This is a genomic window from Paraburkholderia sprentiae WSM5005 (assembly GCF_001865575.2).
GTDB classification, from domain to species: domain Bacteria; phylum Pseudomonadota; class Gammaproteobacteria; order Burkholderiales; family Burkholderiaceae; genus Paraburkholderia; species Paraburkholderia sprentiae.
Genome location: NZ_CP017561.2, coordinates 1,740,189 through 1,756,524, shown reverse-complemented (window position 1 = coordinate 1,756,524; position 16,336 = coordinate 1,740,189). Strand labels below are relative to the sequence as shown.

General features: G+C 61.0%; 13 protein-coding genes and 2 pseudogenes. 11 read left to right on the top strand and 4 right to left on the bottom strand.

The genetic code is table 11. The features are described 5' to 3' along the window. The first annotated feature begins 17 nt into the window (after positions 1-17). The 7 genes from BJG93_RS07990 to BJG93_RS07960 all read left to right on the top strand — a co-directional run bounded on the left by BJG93_RS07990 (position 18) and on the right by BJG93_RS07960 (position 7,143). Positions 18-1,232: an MFS transporter gene (locus tag BJG93_RS07990; protein WP_027197775.1), complete on the top strand. Its 1,215-nt coding sequence runs from the start codon at positions 18-20 to the stop codon at positions 1,230-1,232. A 74-nt stretch (positions 1,233-1,306) separates the two neighbouring features. After that, entirely contained in the window at positions 1,307-2,227 is a 921-nt protein-coding gene (locus BJG93_RS07985) for a branched-chain amino acid ABC transporter permease (RefSeq protein ID WP_027197774.1), read from the top strand. After that, a complete protein-coding gene (locus BJG93_RS07980; RefSeq protein ID WP_034479402.1) occupies positions 2,220-3,209 on the top strand; it encodes a branched-chain amino acid ABC transporter permease in 990 nt (329 codons plus the stop codon). Before BJG93_RS07985 ends, BJG93_RS07980 begins: the two co-directional genes overlap by 8 nt. Continuing rightward, on the top strand, positions 3,206-3,961 hold the full coding sequence (locus tag BJG93_RS07975; RefSeq protein WP_027197773.1) for an ABC transporter ATP-binding protein: 756 nt from the start codon (positions 3,206-3,208) through the stop codon (positions 3,959-3,961). The genes BJG93_RS07980 and BJG93_RS07975 overlap by 4 nt, the downstream gene beginning before the upstream one ends. Then, positions 3,961-4,662, top strand: coding sequence for an ABC transporter ATP-binding protein (locus BJG93_RS07970; RefSeq protein WP_027197772.1), 702 nt, complete (start codon positions 3,961-3,963; stop codon positions 4,660-4,662). Before BJG93_RS07975 ends, BJG93_RS07970 begins: the two co-directional genes overlap by 1 nt. Before the next feature lie 40 nt (positions 4,663-4,702). Further along, on the top strand, positions 4,703-5,671 hold the full coding sequence (locus BJG93_RS07965; RefSeq protein ID WP_027197771.1) for a dihydrodipicolinate synthase family protein: 969 nt from the start codon (positions 4,703-4,705) through the stop codon (positions 5,669-5,671). 326 nt (positions 5,672-5,997) lie between these two features. Then, on the top strand, positions 5,998-7,143 hold the full coding sequence (locus BJG93_RS07960; protein ID WP_027197770.1) for a porin: 1,146 nt from the start codon (positions 5,998-6,000) through the stop codon (positions 7,141-7,143). A 140-nt stretch (positions 7,144-7,283) separates the two neighbouring features. Here BJG93_RS07960 and BJG93_RS07955 read toward each other — a convergent pair. Beyond that, a pseudogene (locus BJG93_RS07955) lies at positions 7,284-7,721 on the bottom strand (integrase core domain-containing protein); the annotation flags it as partial. A gap of 99 nt (positions 7,722-7,820) precedes the next feature. Here BJG93_RS07955 and BJG93_RS07950 point away from each other — a divergent pair. Next, complete coding sequence (locus BJG93_RS07950) at positions 7,821-8,297, top strand: bacteriohemerythrin (protein WP_027197769.1); 477 nt, start codon at positions 7,821-7,823, stop codon at positions 8,295-8,297. 199 nt (positions 8,298-8,496) lie between these two features. Here the strand turns inward: BJG93_RS07950 and BJG93_RS07945 are convergent. Continuing rightward, positions 8,497-8,881 (bottom strand): annotated as a pseudogene (locus BJG93_RS07945) (DDE-type integrase/transposase/recombinase). 923 nt (positions 8,882-9,804) lie between these two features. On the opposite strand from BJG93_RS07945, the gene BJG93_RS07940 reads away from it, so the two are divergent. Further along, positions 9,805-10,875: a DNA-binding protein gene (locus BJG93_RS07940; protein ID WP_027197766.1), complete on the top strand. Its 1,071-nt coding sequence runs from the start codon at positions 9,805-9,807 to the stop codon at positions 10,873-10,875. Positions 10,876-11,144: 269 nt separating this feature from the next. Beyond that, complete coding sequence (locus tag BJG93_RS07935; protein WP_167544152.1) at positions 11,145-11,531, top strand: cupin domain-containing protein; 387 nt, start codon at positions 11,145-11,147, stop codon at positions 11,529-11,531. 72 nt (positions 11,532-11,603) lie between these two features. Here BJG93_RS07935 and BJG93_RS07930 read toward each other — a convergent pair whose 3' ends face one another. Then, entirely contained in the window at positions 11,604-12,011 is a 408-nt protein-coding gene (locus BJG93_RS07930) for a hypothetical protein (protein WP_027197764.1), read from the bottom strand. A gap of 295 nt (positions 12,012-12,306) precedes the next feature. Between BJG93_RS07930 and BJG93_RS07925 the strand changes: the two genes are divergently transcribed. Continuing rightward, positions 12,307-13,659: an MFS transporter gene (locus tag BJG93_RS07925; RefSeq protein ID WP_027197763.1), complete on the top strand. Its 1,353-nt coding sequence runs from the start codon at positions 12,307-12,309 to the stop codon at positions 13,657-13,659. Between the two features lie 54 nt (positions 13,660-13,713). On the opposite strand, the gene BJG93_RS07920 is transcribed toward BJG93_RS07925, so the two are convergent. Next, positions 13,714-16,248, bottom strand: coding sequence for a penicillin-binding protein 1A (locus tag BJG93_RS07920; RefSeq protein ID WP_027197762.1), 2,535 nt, complete (start codon positions 16,246-16,248; stop codon positions 13,714-13,716). Positions 16,249-16,336: the final 88 nt, after the last annotated feature.

Below are 16,336 nucleotides of genomic sequence, written 5' to 3'. Positions count from 1 at the left end.
AATGATGTGGAGACATGATGGTCGATCATCTGGGGCACGGCTCCAAGCCGAGAGTAGCAGGAGCAGCACAGACGTTCATTTTGATGGTCATAAGTTGTCTGCCGGTCCTGGGTGGGGTTCTGATTGCGCCGTCGCTTCCACGAATGGCGGAGAACTTTCATGATGTAGCGCATGTAGGGATGTGGGTACGTTTCACCATGACAACGCCTGCACTCATGATTGCTTTGCTTGGACCAGTTGCAGGATGGCTGGTAGAGAAGTTCGGGCGGCGTCCAATGATCGGCGTTACCCTGTTCTTCTATACGCTATTCGGCACAGCACCGCTGTACCTGGCCGATCTTCACTGGATTGTCGGCAGTCGTATTGCGCTCGGCGTGACCGAAGCGATGGCGATCACGATATGCACGGCTCTGATGTGCGACTACTACACGGGTGCCGCCCGCGAGCGCGTGTTCGCTTATCAAACGGCGATCAGTTCACTGGCCGCGTCGGTGTTCTTTGTCTTCGGTGGTCTGCTTGGAAACCACGGCTGGCGCACTCCATTTTGGCTTTACATATGCGGTGTGATTCTGATCCCGATGGCACTCGCGCTCCTTTGGGAACCCGCGAGGCGACAGGAGGAGGTCCAGCCCGCCAGGAACACGGATTTCAAGTGGACTGGAATGCTCCCGAGTTATGCACTGCTCTTTTTCGCAGCGATCTCCATGTTCGTCGCTGCCGTCGAACTCAGTTTTGTGCTCAAAAGCATCGGGACGGCAACGCCGGGCCAGATCGGCATGATCATGGGTGTCTCGCACCTGGCATTGGTTATCGGTGCGCTGTGTACACGGTTCACCCGTCCGTTGGGCTCGAAGTTCTGCCTGGTTGCCAGCTTTTCGTTCATGGCCGTTGGCCTGATCGGAATCTCGGAGGCGCCGGTTATCGGTCTAGGGTGGACGTTGGTAGCCGTTGTACTCCACTCTGCCGGCTGTGGGGTCGCAATTCCGTCCATCGCCGATATCGTGATGTCTAAACTTCCGGTCGAACGCCGCGCGAAGGGATCAGGCGGATACGTCTCCTGCGTGTTCTTCGGCGAATTCGCAGCCCCGATTGTCGTGGCTATCATCAGCGCCAACACGGGGAGCAACCTGGTTGGAATCCGCGCCGTAGGCATCATTATCCTGGTGATTGCGATCGGTCTTTTCCTGTCCTTCAAGCCACGGAAATCGGTGACCCGAGCGACACCAGGATAAGTGCCGGGTGTGAGCTCTCAAGGGCGCACACCGTTGGTCAATTTGATAGTTGGAGAGCCGAACAGGGCAGTCCTATGTCGCCATCACTTATGCTTCTGCAGTTACTCAACGGGTTACAGTTCGGCGTGCTACTTTTCCTGCTTTCCGCCGGACTGACACTCGTGCTGGGCATCATGAACTTCGTGAACCTTATGCACGGTTCGCTCTACATGCTCGGCGCGTATTTCGCGGCTGTTACGTTCAACGCTACAGAGTCCTTTGTCGAGGCTGCGGCGGCCGGTGTTTTCGGAACACTGCTCGTCGGTGTCGTGCTCGAAACGGCGATCTTCCGCAAACTGTACATCCGCGATCACATGACGCATGTACTAGCCACGTTCGGCCTGATCCTGTTCTTTAACGAGCTCGTTAGCATCATCTGGGGATCAGGATCGATTGCCACGCAGGTTCCGGACTCCCTCGGCGGTGCAATTCGGATATTCGGAATTCCTTACCCGACGTATCGGTTCGCGATCCTCCTCGTTGGTCTTTTCGTGGCCGTCGCACTATACATTTTCATCCATCGAACTCACGTCGGTATCCTGATTCGCGCGGGGGCATCCAACGCCACGATGATCGCAGCCTTGGGTATCAACATCCGGAGGTTGAACTGCGCAGTCGTCGCGATCGGTGCCGGCCTGGCCGGGCTCGCGGGCTTCATGAATGGTCCGCTATCGTCTGTTCAACCAGGAATGGGTGGTCCAATCCTGATCTTGACGCTGGTGGTCATCGTGACGGGCGGTATTGGTTCCGTGCGCGGGGCTTTTTACGGCGCGCTGATCGTCGGGCTGGTGGATACAGGTGGACGCGTGTTCCTGCCCGCTCTGCTTCGAGGTGTCATGCCGCACGCGAGTGCTCAGGTTGTCGGGGCGTCGCTGGCTTCCATTCTGATTTATCTCGTCATGGCGGCAGTCCTGGCATTGCGCCCGCAAGGTCTATTTTCGGTTAAGCATGGATAAGAAAATCATTGTCACGCCACCGACGGCGGTCACCATCATCCTGTTGGCGGCATTCGCCCTCATTCCGTTGCTTTCGGGCGTGCTCCGGCAAAGTTATTACACGACGTTCGCCACGCGTATTCTGATTATGGCGATGGCCGCGAGCGGACTCAACCTGGCGCTCGGCTATGGCGGGATGATCAGTCTGGGTCATGCGCTGTACATGGGGATCGGGGCGTACGCTGTCGGCATCTGTGCATTTCACGGTATCGATAGTGGCTGGACGCAATTGATGGTTGGATTGATCGTCGGTGGCGTGGTGGCCACCATGGTGGGATTGATCAGCCTGCGCACGTCAGGCATGGCGTTCATCATGATTACGCTGGCGTTCGCGCAAATGCTTTATTTCCTGATCATGACGCTAACGGACTACGGCGGAGACGACGGCTTGACGATCGAACATCGCAGTGCGTTCGGCGGACTGGATCTTGGGGGGAATACGGTACTTTATTACGTTGTGTTCGCCGCGTTCATCGCGATACTTTTTTTCATGAACCGGATGATGAACGCCCGCTTCGGTCAGGCGGTGCAGGGTTGCCGCTCGAACGAACGGCGGATGAAAGCATTGGGATTTGCGACGATTCAATACCGTCTGGCCGCGTACGTTTTGTCGGCATTGATCTGCGTGCTCGCCGGCTTCTTTCTGGCGAATCTGGTGCAGATTGCAGCGCCCTCATACGTCACCTGGACGGTTTCGGGCGAACTGATGGCCATGGTGGTCTTGGGCGGTCAGGCGACCATTATTGGGCCGTTCGTGGGGACTATCGTCATGTTGACGTTCGAGGAGGTATTTTCCAGTTCAAAGTTCGGGTTGCCGCATGACGTCGAACAGCTGCTCAATAACCACTGGATGGCGCTGCTCGGCGCGTTTATCGTGATTGTGACGATGACGGTTAAGCGCGGCATCTTTGGATCGATTCCAAACACCTGGGGGCGTGGATGAGGCCCTTGCTCGAGGTGAAAAATCTGGTCAAGCGCTTTCGCGGATTGGCCGCCACGAACAACGCAACGCTTGACGTGCTAGAGGGTGAGATCCATGCCCTGATCGGCCCGAACGGTGCGGGGAAATCGACGCTCATCAATCAATTGTCGGGCGAACTTGTGCCGGACGAAGGGCGCATTGTTTTTCGCGGGCAGGATGTGACGGCCGCGCCCACCCATCGCCGCGCACAGATGGGGCTCGTGCGCTCCTATCAGATCACTTCCGTGTTCAACGATATGACGGCGCTCGAGAATGTCATGCTGGCGGTTCAGGGCCGTACGGGGCGGAATTTCGGAGTCTGGACGCCGACGCGCCGAGATCGAGATCTCATTGGCGAGGCGGTCGAAGCCCTCTTGCAGGTGGGATTGGAGACCGAAATGAACACGCCGGTTTCCGAAATGGCGCACGGCGCGCGGCGCCAGCTTGAATTGGCAATGGCACTTGCACTCAAGCCGCGCCTTATGCTTCTGGACGAGCCGCTTGCAGGTATGAGCCAGGTTGAATCGGAAGCAATGGTGGCGCTGCTGAAACGCTTTAAGAGCGACATCAGCATGCTGTTGATCGAGCATGACATGGATGCGGTGTTTGAACTCGCAGATCGCGTGACGGTTTTGGTTTCCGGGCAACCGATCGAGACCGGCACTCCGGATCAAATCAGGTGCAGCCAGACGGTGCAGGAAGCGTATCTGGGGAAGCCGTCGGAGCTCATGTGATGCTGAAAATAAAGAATATCGCGGCGAGCTACGGCACGAGTCAGGTACTTTGGGATATATCGCTAGGGATCGCGGCTGGCGAGGTCGTGACACTGATTGGCCGTAATGGCATGGGGAAGTCCACCACCATCAAAACACTGATGGGACAACTGCCGATCAAGGGCGGGTCGATCTTCTTTGATGGTCGAGAGATCTCGGGCATGGCGGATTACCGCATTGCTCAGGCGGGCATCGGATTGGTGCCGGAGGGACGCGGAATTTTTCCCAATCTGACCGTCAAGGAAAACCTGATCTGTGCGGCGACAAACCGTAGACAGGTGAATAACCCTTGGGTCCTGCATCGCGTGTACGAAAGGTTCCCCCGCCTGAAGGAGCGCGAAACGAATTTGGGCTCGAATCTCTCGGGCGGCGAGCAGCAGATGCTGGCAATCGGACGGGCACTCATGACGAACCCTCGTCTGCTTATTCTCGATGAGGCGACGGAAGGTCTGGCTCCGTTAATCCGGCGAGAAATCTGGCAATGCCTGGGCATGTTGAAGGACGAGGGTCAGGCAATGCTCGTGGTCGACAAGAATTTGGCGCCGCTGTCGAGATTGGCTGATCGTCACTATGTGATCGAAAAGGGACGCGTGGTCTGGACTGGAGATTCGGCTGCACTTGAGGCAGACGGTGACTGCGTTAGACAGTACGTTGGCTTGTAATTTGACTCAAGTTTTTTCTTGAACAAACTCAGGAGTGAAAATGAGACTTACGGTTGAAGACATCGTTGGTGTGCTTGGGATTGTACCGACGCCTGCAACGCCGGACGCAGGCCGGTGGGATACGAAGAACAGCGTCAATCTCGACGAAACCGAGAAGATGATCAAACTGGTGACGGCGGCCGGCGTTGATATCTTGATGGCAAACGGCACGTTCGGTGAGGGGGCAACGCTGACGCGTGAGGAACATCTCGACTTCACGAAGTGCATCATCGAAACGAACGGCAAATCCCGGCCGTTTTTCGCTGGTGTCACGACGATGAATACGCGTGACACTATCGCTCGTGGCCGTGAACTGATCGAGCTGGGCGCCGATGGCCTGTTTGTCGGCCGCCCGATGTGGCTGTCCGTTGATCAGAAGGACATCGTTCGCTACTACCGGGACATCGCTGAAGCGTTGCCTGGCGTTCCGCTCGTCGTGTACGACAACCCGATCGCGTTCAAGGCAAAGATCAGCCCCGAGGCCTACAAGGCTCTGGCGGAAATTCCGGAAGTTGTCGCGGCGAAGCACGTCGGTGGCCCCACGCTCGAACCCGACATGATCGCCGTCGGCGACAAGATGCGCATCTTGCCGCTGGCGCCGGAATGGTATCCGGTGGCGATCAAGCATCCCGAGCTCGCACGCGCGTGCTGGACGGGTGGCATTGCCTGTGCGCCGAGCCCCATCGTGGCAAACTCGCGTGCCATTCTGGCAGGCGACTGGGAACGGGCGAAGGAAATCACCGCTAAATTGAAATGGGCGGAAGCACCGATGTTCCCGGGCGGCGACCTCGCGCGGTTCATGGACTACAGTATCCAGATCGGCCATCTGCGGTTCAAGGCGGCAGGCCTGATCGATCCGGGGCCATCGCGTCCCCCGTACCTCGAAGTTCCCCAGGAATATGTGGCGGGCGCAGTCGAGTGCGGTGAACGCTGGGCGCAGTTGGAAAGAGAGTTTCAGGCACAGCAGTGATAGAAGAGCCTCGTCAAATCGAGGCGTTTTCCTGGCGCGTTATCCCGGTGCAACAACTTTGATGCGTAGGGTCGTCACGTAGTCCACGAGCAGTGGTCTTCCAAGCGCTCTTTAATCGAAGCTACCGATATCAGATATTCATGACCAACATCTACGATCTGATTCGGTTTTGGTAATTAGGTATGCAGAGTGATGGTGGAGGTGTGGGCGAGATACGGATTAATAATTGCAGGTAAACCGGGCGTTACGTTCGCACAAATCCTCCTGATAATTCGACTGGACGCGAAACGAAGAAACGCGTCTTCATAATAAAATTGGAGATTCCTATGAAGGTGAAGAAACTCGCTATCGGGGCGGCAATGTTGCTCTTCGTTACGGAAGCCTATGCAGAAAGTAGTGTCACGCTCTACGGCATCATGGATACCGGCATCGAGTTCTATAACCACGCCAAGACTGGTGGTTCGGTCTATGGCATGCCGGCACTGACGGGCGAATTGCCTTCGCGTTGGGGCCTGAAGGGTGTGGAGGATCTGGGCGGTGGCCTGAGGGCTGTGTTCAACCTCGAAAGCGGCTTCGCGCCGGGGACGGGCGGTCTGAACTACGGTGGGCGTCTGTTCGGTCGTCAGGCCAACGTCGGTCTTGGCAACCGGTTCGGCACAGTGCTGTTTGGACGCCAAAGCAACATGACGTATTACTCGGTCGTAAACGCCGATATCCTGGGACCGGCGCTGATCGGCTTGGCCAGTTTTGACCCCTACCTGGCGAACGCACGTAGCGACAATGCGATCGGTTACATGGGCAAGTTCGGCGGCGTGACGATCGGCGCGACGTATAGCTTCGGTCGCGATTCGGCGACGGTGCCAGGGCCCGGTGGAACAGGCTGTGCTGGCCAGGTTCCCGGCGATTTCCAGGCCTGTAAGCAGGTCACCGCTATGGTGATGTATGACACCGCGAACTACGGCGCATCGGTGTCTTTCGATCAGATGCGCGGTGGGGCATCAACGGACTTCGGCCCGCTTGTGAGTAGCGCGGACAAAGACACGCACATCCAAGCTACGGCGTATTACGATTTCAGCCACGGGAAGTTCGCAGGTGGTTGGATACACCACAACGTGAACGTCGGTCGGTCGTACCACACGGATCTGTACTTCCTGAACGGTACCTATTTGCCCACGCCGTTCCTGGCACTCGATCTCGTCGGCGCGCATTTTAATGTGAGCAACCCGTCGAATATCGGCGGCGTGATCGAGAACGGTGCGATCGTCCCGGGTAGCGTAGCGCCGGCGACGTCGAATTCGACCATGATTACGGCTCGTGCGACGTACTTCGTGTCGAAGCGTACCTCGGTGTACGCTATGCTCGGGTACATGATCAACAGCCGAAATGGTGCAGTGGCGCTTACGGGTGGCGGTACGGTCCAAACGGGCGCGAACCAGACGGGTGGCATGGTCGGCATCCAGCACAAGTTCTAACGCTCTAAGCGGGCAATAAAAAGAAAAGAAAGCCTCCAGAGCGAACCGCACCTCAAGCTTGGACACCGATCCAACCTTTGGGGTGTTTTCTGAACCGCTTTGGGTTTCCTGGTCAGGTTGAAGTGTTAGTGTCTGGCCTTTCATGAGTCTTCGGCCGCAGGCCGAAGACTATATTGCCAGGCGGGAAACTCGCCCGGTGTTAAATCGTTGAGGGCCAAGTCAGCTCGGGTCTCGTTGGAGTCCCGCCGCTATGCCTCGATCTCGCGTTTTGCTTCAGCCATAGATCCGAACCAGTGCAGGTTGAGGTAATCGTCCCGGAATGAGCCGTTGAACGTCCCGATGAAGTTGTTATCTGCCGGCTTGCCCGGACGGCTGAAGTCGATCTGTAACTTGTAGTGGTACGCGCGCATATTCAGCAGGCGACGAGAGAACTCGCTGCCGTTATTGGCAAACAGGAAACGTAGCGCCGCCAGCCGGTTCAGTACCGACACAACGTCGTGTGCACGCAGACGATGTCCAACCTCAATGGCGAGCGCCTCTCGGTTGACGACGTCCACGACCGTCAAAGCGCCGACGCGTCCCATTGCTTGAGTGCAGCCACAGAACGCCGGGAATCTTCCAACGCTTAATATAACTTGGCTATGATATAGCTGTTTCTAACGCCGGACTGAGTGAACATGAATGACCTTGTATCGAAAGACGCTGAAGCCCCTGTGCGGGAAAGTGATAATAGCCTTGCGTGGTCAGATGCGCGGCTACTCGGCTTCGCACCGATGGACGATGTCCATGAAGAATTCTACAGAGTCGCGCTAGGGCTCGTGGCTTGCACCGATGCGAGCGCCCTCGCCGCTATCGTGGAGTTCGAGAAACACGCCGTTAGCCATTTCGAGCAGGAAGACGAATGGATGCGCACGACGAACTTTCCTCCGCGCGACTGCCACATAGAAGAGCACGAAGCCGTGCTGAAGTCAGTGCGGGACGTCAAAGCAGCGGTCGAAGCAGGGCAGGCCGGTTGCGCGCTGGTGCATGACATCGGCTTGCATCTGTACAGCTGGTTTCCAGGGCACGCCGACTACATGGACTCGGCGCTTGCGGCGTGGATGACGAAGCAGACGATGGGTGGAAAGCCTGTTGTCTTGAGACGGACGATTTGAGCTTTGTTCCGTTACGTTTTGAATAGCGCTAATCAAAACGCAAGTCGCCGTACTGCCTTCCGGAAAAGGGGCTCCTTAAGCAAGAACTGACCACGCGCGGTATTTTAGATGGGGCCGGCCGGAATCCGTGAAGCTTTGCCGAATGGTTTTGTCGCGATAAGGAAGTCAGTGCGAGCGGATTTGATATGAAGAGGGCTGCTCATATGACCAGCGAATAGAATTGCTCGGCAGCGGTTCTGGTGTCGCCATCGTGCTGCACCTGCCCTTTGCGAATCATGTGCATCACCTCGATGACGTTGTTCAGATACTTGTTCTGCCGGATCTTGATTGGCTTGTTCCGCTCAGCGTTGAACTCTTCGAGCGCGGCCAGATTGGCGCCGCTCTTGTCCACAGTGATAGTCTCGGGCTCAACATTTTGGGCAATCGCCTTGTCGAAATACCGACGTGCAGCAGCCTCGTCGCTATGCGCACGCAAGGCTCAGCGAGTACGCCATGTACCAGCGAACACACAGCAGAATCACGTCCAGCGGATAGTGCAAGCGCTTGAGAACCTTGCCGATCCCCGCAGGAACGTCGCACGCGATGAATTCTTCGTTTTGCCCATCTCGTTCCTGGTTCGTGAGGGAATGCGAATTCTAGCGCACCGCGTTAGCGCGACAGAACCAGTGGGGCAAGTCCACTGCGATGAAGGAATAGCGAACCACATCGGCCCCGAGCCGTGCGCAGGCATCCGTGAGGATGTCGGCGAAGCGTCGGCAGGGGTACGTGCAGGCCAGCCATTGAGCCACGATAGAAAACTGATTCCGGGTGCCGACGCTGTCTGTGTATCGGAAGGCAAAACGTCCGAGCGCGCAATCGCGAGCGCCCGGATGACCCGGCGTGGTCATAGAACCTGGCATGTGCGCACGCTCCTTGTTCCGGAACAGGGAGATCTCCAGTCTGGCCTGTTGCAGGATGGACAGGTCCGCATCGGGAAGGCGAGGAGCCGCAGCCGATGATGATGAACGGACGGGAGAAGTCAGACTCCGCCGTAGTAGCGATGAAGCCTGCGAACAAGGCTGGGGAACCAGTTGCGGAGAGGGCGGAGCCAGGGGCGGGGACCGAGGGGAACACGGGTCAGCCACACACGCACCGGGCGCAGAACTGCAACTTGTACGGCAAGCTGCAAGACAGCGGAATTTAGCTAAACGTTGCCCTTGACTCTTGAGACCGCCCATATACCAACCGGCGGCGTCTCGCAGGCAACGCGCGGGACCCAGAAGTGGAAGTAACAGTTCTCGGCGCGGCGTGGCATCAGGTTCGCCGGGCCGCAGGTCCGATTGGCTACAAATTCGCGCAAAAAGCAGTAACAAAATGCTGCAAACGGACGAAAACCATAGCCACGCCACGAATACCGTAAACACGACATTATAGTACTAATGTCGTGTACGACAAGAGTGTATGTAGTGTTCTTGGCGTATTACGTTGTATTATCAACGCCTACCGATCCCCGCACATCACACCCGCCATGTCCCTCGAATCCGACATCGAAGTCGCCCGCCAAAACGCGCCGGATACGCAGACGCTATACCGTGAGGTCTGCGCGCTGCTGTTTTTCCGCTACGGCGAAACGCCGACCGCGAACCGCCTGTATCAACTGGTGCGCAAAGGCAGCATGAGCGCGCCGGCCAAGGCGTTGCGCGAGTTCTGGACCGACGTGCGTGACAAGACGCGTGTCGACGTCGGCCGCCCGGACTTGCCGCCCGAGGTCGCGGCGGCCGTCGGCGAGTTTGCGGCCCAGATGTGGCGTCTGTCGAGCGATGCCGCGAACGCCGCGCTCGACGTGTTCCGGCAGGACGCCGACGCGCAAATCGCCGCGGCGCGAGAACAGGCAGCGCAACAGGACACCCAGCGTCAGCAGGCCGTCGCCCAGGCGGAACACGCAGCCAGCGATGCCGCAACCGCGCAGGCGCGGATTGCCGGGCTCGACGCGCGCATCGTCGAGTTGCAGACCGCCAACGACATGCTGACGGCCCAACTGGCTGCATCGAAGGAAGAAATCGCCGCTAGAGACGCCGCGCTCGCCGATGCGCGGCGCGATTTCGCCGACGAACTCGCGAAGCTGCGCCACTCGCAACAGCAGAACGAGCAGCGGCTCGCCGCAGCGGAAAAGCGCGCACTGCTCGAAATCGACAGTGAGCGGGCCGCGGCGCAGCGTCTGCGCAAGGAGCTTCAGACGAGTCAGGAGCGCGCGGCGACGCTCGAAGCACAATCGCGCACTGAGCGCGACGCGCTGCGGGACGAATTGGCCGCATCGAAAGCAGAACTGGCCGCCTCCGCTGCGCGGCATGTCGCGACCCGAGCGCAGCTCGCGGAAAAGGATGCGGCGTTGGCAGAGCGTGTGGCGCAGACCGACCTGCTGCGCCAGCGTATCGACACGCTGGCGCGGCAGCTCGACACGGCGCGAACAGAAAAAACGTCGGCGCGCCCTGCCCGCCGCGCGCGCGACAAATCGCCCGCGCAAGGGCGTGCGATGGCAGGGTTCGCAGGCGCACCGTTCGTCAAACGTTCAACCAGCGCCAAACCACGCGAAGGTTGAGGCCCGCGGGCGTCCCGGCGTGCCACCGCGAGAATCGCAAAACCGGTCACCTTGAATTCGACGCAACCGGTTATTCCGCGAAAGCAGCGGACCGTCTAATCTGATCTCAGGTTGAACACACCGCAAGGACGGACATCATGAAGATCACGCACGTCGGCGCCAGCGAGTTGGCGGCGGTCGCGACGGCCAGGCTGACGCGGCGTGACACCCTGAGCGTGTTCCGCACACTGTTCGCGACGGCGTTGCTTGCCGGCGTCGCGCTCGCGGGCATGTTGGAGTCCGCCTATGCCGCCGGCACCGGCAACGCGAGCGCAGCCCCGCACGAAGCCATCACCCCCGCCTTCGCCGTACCGATCGCGAACGTGCCCGGCAAGACGATGACCGCGCTCGTCGTCGACTATGCGCCGGGCGGCAAATCGGCGCCGCATCGGCATGGCCAGGCGTTCGTGGTGGGCTATGTGCTGTCGGGCGCGATCCGCAGCCGCATCGATAACGGCGCCGAGCACGTCTACCATGCGGGCGAATCGTGGACCGAGAAGCCCGGCGCGCATCACACCGTCAGCGAGAACGCGAGCACGACCGAGCCGGCAAAGCTGCTGGCGATTTTCGTCGCGGATACGAACGACCGACAGCTGGTGACGTTCGATAAAAAGTAGTCGGGATCGGACAGCGGCATTCGCCGCCCGGCCGCATCGATGCACGTGCAACGATGCGCGCGCAGCGCCGCATCAGAACCGCGGATGACACTCGAAGCGGAGCGACGACTCGTGCTCGGTCATCACCCGCACGCCGCTGACGGTTTCCGTACTCACGCTGCTTTGCATGCCGCGGCGCTCACAGTAGTCGCGTGCTTCGTTCATCGCGAGTTCGTGCGCGCGCGCCCACGCCATGCGTCCGCCGGTCGCGCTGGCGGCCACCGTGTAGGTGCCGGGCTTGCCGCTCTCGACCACGTCCGTGCTCGACGCACAGCCGACGAGACTCGCGCACGCGAGCGCCACCGCAGCCACCCCGCGCATGCGCATGAGCAGCGCCGCCCTCTTCTTTTCCCTGCTTCCCGCTCGCGCGGCGCACGCAGCTTCGCGTACCCGCATCGTGTGGCGCGCTTCGGCAAGACTGTCCGGACCTTGATTCGACATCGTGGAACACCTGCACTTTTAACCGATTAACCAGCTGCAATTATCCGGAATCGTTCGCGCAAGATCAGCCGATACCACCGAAAACACTGTTGCGCGCCCCTTAACAATGGATGGCACCGCGACGGCCGCGCCAACGTCGGCGATGAGCGGACCACATGGTTCATAAAGGACTTCCCGAATCGCTTTTCAGCGCCTAGTCTGTAACGATGCCTTTTCCACGGAGAGGCATAGCGAACCGCAGACAGCCCCCACAACATAGCGGCATACACCGGTCGACGAGCCGGAGGAGACATATATGGATCTCGAAGTACGCACCATGCAGCGCGTCACGGTTCGGCTCGTGCCGTTCCTGATGCTGTGCTATTTCGTCGCCTATCTCGATCGTGTGAACGTCGGCTTCGCGGCCCTGCAGATGAACAAGGCGCTCGATCTGTCCGCGAGCGCGTTCGGCTTCGGCGCGGGCGTGTTCTTCATCGCCTACTTCTTTTTCGAAGTGCCGTCGAACCTGCTGCTCGAACGATTCGGCGCGCGCCGCTGGATCGCGCGGATCATGTTCACATGGGGCATTCTCGCGGGCGCGATGGCGTTCATCCCGAACATCGCGCGCTTCACCGGGCTCTCCTCCGCGCACGTATTTTTCGGCCTGCGCATTCTGCTTGGCGTCGCCGAGGCCGGCTTTTTCCCGGGCATCATCTTTCTGCTGACCTTGTGGTTTCCGGCCGCGTATCGCGGACGCGTGGTCGGCTACTTCATGGCGGCGATCCCACTGTCGACAGTGATCGGCGGACCGATCTCCGGCGCTCTGCTGTCGCTCGACGGTCGCGGCGGACTCGGCGGCTGGCAGTGGCTGTATCTGATCGAGGCGCTGCCCGCGATCTTGCTGTCGGTCGCGGTCCTGCTCTATCTGACCGACAAGCCCGCCGACGCCACCTGGCTCAATGCCGACGAGCGCGACTGGCTGATCGCGCGCCAGAAGCAGGAGCGCGAGCATCGCGAGGCGGTGCGCCACTTCAGCGTGAAAGAGGCGCTGATCAATCCGCGCGTGCTTGCGATCGCATTGATCTATTTCGGGGCGAACGCGACCAACTATGGCCTGAGCTTCTTCCTGCCGCAGATCGTGAAGGCGTTCGGCCTCACCAATCTGCAGACCGGTTTCGTGACGTCGCTACCGTATGTGGTCGGCCTCGTCAGCATGATCGTGTGGGGACGGCATTCGGATCGCCACCTGGAACGCCGCTGGCACGTCGCGATTGCGCTATTCGTCGCGGCGGGTGGCATCGCGGCCGCGGCCGGGCTCGACAATCCGGTGCAGAAGATGATCGCGCTGTCGATTGCCGGCTTCGGCATCTTCGGTTGCCTGCCGGTCATCTGGACCTTGCCGGCCGCGTTCCTCTCGGGCGCGGCGGCCGCGGGTGGCATCGCCGGGATCAATTCGCTCGGCAACCTGGCGGGCTTCTTCGGGCCGTTCGCGATGGGCTGGATCAAGGACAGCACCGGCGGCTTCGGCGCCGGGCTGCTATGCCTCTCGGGCGCGGGGCTCATCGGGACGGCGGCGGTGTTGCTGCTGCATCACGACACGTCGCTCGAGACGGTGCATGGCAATCCGCATCAGCAGCCGCCGGGTGAAGGGGACGTCGCGAAGTCTTAGCGCTTTCCGCTCGCGCGGTTCGACACGCACCCGGGCCGCGCGCCCGGGTCGCGTTCAGTTCGCCCCGCTGCCGTTATTCGATTCTTCATCGCTTTGAGCGCCGGCATCGGGCGGCACGACGTCGTCTGGCGTCGGTGTCGGCGCGAGCGCTGCCGCACCGCCGCCATGCGTTTCACCGTCGACGGTATGACCGAGCGCTGGCGTCGGAGCCGATTCCGATTCCGACCCGGGCGCCGGCAGCAACGGCGGCAACGCGCGCGCTTCGCCCTGCACCGCGGACCCGCCCGCAGCCTGCGACGCCGCCGCGGGTGCGGCCACGGCAGAGGTCGCCGGCTGCGCCGACACCACCGGCGCGCGGCGCGCCGGGGCATGCGCCACGACCTGCCTGGCCGGCCGCGCCGGCGCGCGCGTGAACAGGTGCTCGATCCAGTCGCGCAAGCGTTCCGCGCGCTGCGCGAACCAGCCCGGCTGCTGCGCGGTGTCGAACTTCAGGTGGCTGTCGATGAGCCGCGAACGCTGCGCGCGCTGGAAGAAATCGCCGACGATCGGCAGCGCGCTGTGCGCGCCCTGCCCCCAGTAATCGCTGCGCAGTGTCACGCGGCTGTCGTTGAAGCCGACCCAGGCCCCCGCCACCAGTTGCGGCTGCATCAGGATGAACCAGCCATCCGCGTTGCCCTGGGTCGTGCCGGTCTTGCCCGCGACGTCGCCGCGCACGCCAAAGCGCGTGCGGATGCTCGCGCCGGTGCCGCGGCTGACCACGTCGCGCATCACGTCGACGAGCGTGCGCGCCGTGTCGGCGGGCAGTTCGCGTGTGGGCGTGGCCGGCCTGAATTCGGCGAGCAGGTTGCCGTTGCGGTCCTCGATGCGCGTGACCATCAGCGGCTCGACGTAGCTGCCGAGGTTCGCGATCGTGCCGTACGCCGACACCATTTCCTTCAGTGTCACCGGGCTCGTGCCGAGCGCGAGCGACGGCACCGGGTCGAGCTGGCTGTCGCGCACGCCCATCGCGCGCGCGAGCTTCGCGACCCGGTCCGGACCCACCGACTCCATCACCTGCGCGGTGATGCGGTTGCGCGAATACGCGAGCGCGTCGCGCAGGCTGATCATGCGGCCGCTCGGCTCGTCCTCGTCGTTCGGCTTCCAGACTTCGCCACCGGCGAGTTCGATCTGGACCGGATTGTCGGGCAGTTTGTCGTCCGGCTTCGCGCCGGCCTCGAAGGCTGCCGCGTAGACGAACGGCTTGAAGGTCGAGCCCGGCTGACGGCGTGCCTGCTGCACGTGATCGAACGGATCCTCGCCGAAGTCGCGGCTGCCGACCCACGCCTTGATCTCGCCGGTGCGCGGGTCCATCGCGAGGAAGTCGGCCTGCACGCGCGTCTTCGTATCGCAGACGCTCTGCACGAGCTTGCGATCGGCGAGCAGGCGTTTGAGCGCGTCGTCGTCGGCGAGGCCCGTGTCTTTCGCCGCGCGGAACTCAGGCGTTTCGCGCAGGAACGTGCGCAGCAGATCGTTGTCCGCGGAGCAGCCGGCACGCGTGCCCCACGCCGAATTCGCGATGTTCTGCAACTGGTTGCCCTGCAGCGTGACCGCCTGGGTTGCCATCGTTTGCAGACGCGAGTCGATCGTCGTGCGCACGACGAGTCCATCGGCATAGATGTTGTAGTCGTTGCGATCGGCCCACGCGACGAGCCATTTGCGCAGCTGCTGCGTGAAATGCGGCGCGGGTCCGGGCGGCTCGATCTGGCGCTCGAAGTCCAGACGCAGCGGCTTGCGCGAGAGCGTGTCGTACTGGGACGGCGTCAGCTTGCCGTACTTGACCATCTGCGCGAGCACCGTATTGCGCCGCTGCAATGCGCGCTCGGGATTAAGCACCGGGTTGTAGTACGCGTTGCCCTTCAGCATGCCGGTCAGCGTCGCCGCTTCGAGCACGTTCAAAGCGGATGCGGACTTGTCGAAATAAGTGCGCGCGGCCATCTCGATGCCGTAGGCGTTGTACAGGAACGGCACCGTGTTGAGGTAGGTTTCGAGGATTTCGTCCTTCGTGTAGAACGCCTCGATCTTCAGCGCGGTGATCGCTTCCTTCAGCTTGCGCGTCAACGTCGGCGCACGGCCGATCTGGTCGGGATACAGATTGCGCGCGAGTTGCTGGGTGATCGTCGAGCCGCCCTGGCGCTCGCCGGAGAACGTGTGCAGCGCGGCCGACGCGGTGCGCCGCCAGTCGAGCCCGAAATGCTGATAGAAGCGGTGATCCTCGGTCGCGATCAGCGCGTTGACGACGTTCGGCGAGATATCCGCCAGCTTGACCCACTCGCGGTTCGACGGCTTGAACTCGGCGAGCAGCTTGCCGTCCGCCGACAGGATCTGCGCGGGCTGCTCGATCTTCGCCTTGCGGATGTCGCCGATGCTCGGCGTGAACGGAATCAGCAGCAGCACGTACAGCACGAATAGCACCGGCAGCGCGGCGAGCCCCCACGCGAACGTGCGGCGGCTCGGATGGCGCAGATGCCACGCGGCCTTCGCGAACAGCGGATTCGCGAGGGTCAGCCCTTTGTCGAGGGCCGCCAGAAAGGAGGAAAAGAGGCGCTTCACGTGCTGTCGTCGGCTGGGAAAGGCGCAATCCTACCAAGATGTGGGGCGTGCGCCGGTTTTTGCCTGCTTCGCGCGAGGCAGTGCGGCT

What these genes read in the sequence shown, in the direction of transcription:
- BJG93_RS07990 (WP_027197775.1), top strand. Translation starts at nt 18, where the DNA reads ATGGTCGATCATCTGGGGCACGGCTCCAAGCCGAGAGTAGCAGGAGCA.
- BJG93_RS07985 (WP_027197774.1), top strand. Translation starts at nt 1,307, where the DNA reads ATGTCGCCATCACTTATGCTTCTGCAGTTACTCAACGGGTTACAGTTC.
- BJG93_RS07980 (WP_034479402.1), top strand. Translation starts at nt 2,220, where the DNA reads ATGGATAAGAAAATCATTGTCACGCCACCGACGGCGGTCACCATCATC.
- BJG93_RS07975 (WP_027197773.1), top strand. Translation starts at nt 3,206, where the DNA reads ATGAGGCCCTTGCTCGAGGTGAAAAATCTGGTCAAGCGCTTTCGCGGA.
- BJG93_RS07970 (WP_027197772.1), top strand. Translation starts at nt 3,961, where the DNA reads ATGCTGAAAATAAAGAATATCGCGGCGAGCTACGGCACGAGTCAGGTA.
- BJG93_RS07965 (WP_027197771.1), top strand. Translation starts at nt 4,703, where the DNA reads ATGAGACTTACGGTTGAAGACATCGTTGGTGTGCTTGGGATTGTACCG.
- BJG93_RS07960 (WP_027197770.1), top strand. Translation starts at nt 5,998, where the DNA reads ATGAAGGTGAAGAAACTCGCTATCGGGGCGGCAATGTTGCTCTTCGTT.
- BJG93_RS07950 (WP_027197769.1), top strand. Translation starts at nt 7,821, where the DNA reads ATGAATGACCTTGTATCGAAAGACGCTGAAGCCCCTGTGCGGGAAAGT.
- BJG93_RS07940 (WP_027197766.1), top strand. Translation starts at nt 9,805, where the DNA reads ATGTCCCTCGAATCCGACATCGAAGTCGCCCGCCAAAACGCGCCGGAT.
- BJG93_RS07935 (WP_167544152.1), top strand. Translation starts at nt 11,145, where the DNA reads ATGTTGGAGTCCGCCTATGCCGCCGGCACCGGCAACGCGAGCGCAGCC.
- BJG93_RS07930 (WP_027197764.1), bottom strand. Translation starts at nt 12,011, where the DNA reads ATGTCGAATCAAGGTCCGGACAGTCTTGCCGAAGCGCGCCACACGATG.
- BJG93_RS07925 (WP_027197763.1), top strand. Translation starts at nt 12,307, where the DNA reads ATGGATCTCGAAGTACGCACCATGCAGCGCGTCACGGTTCGGCTCGTG.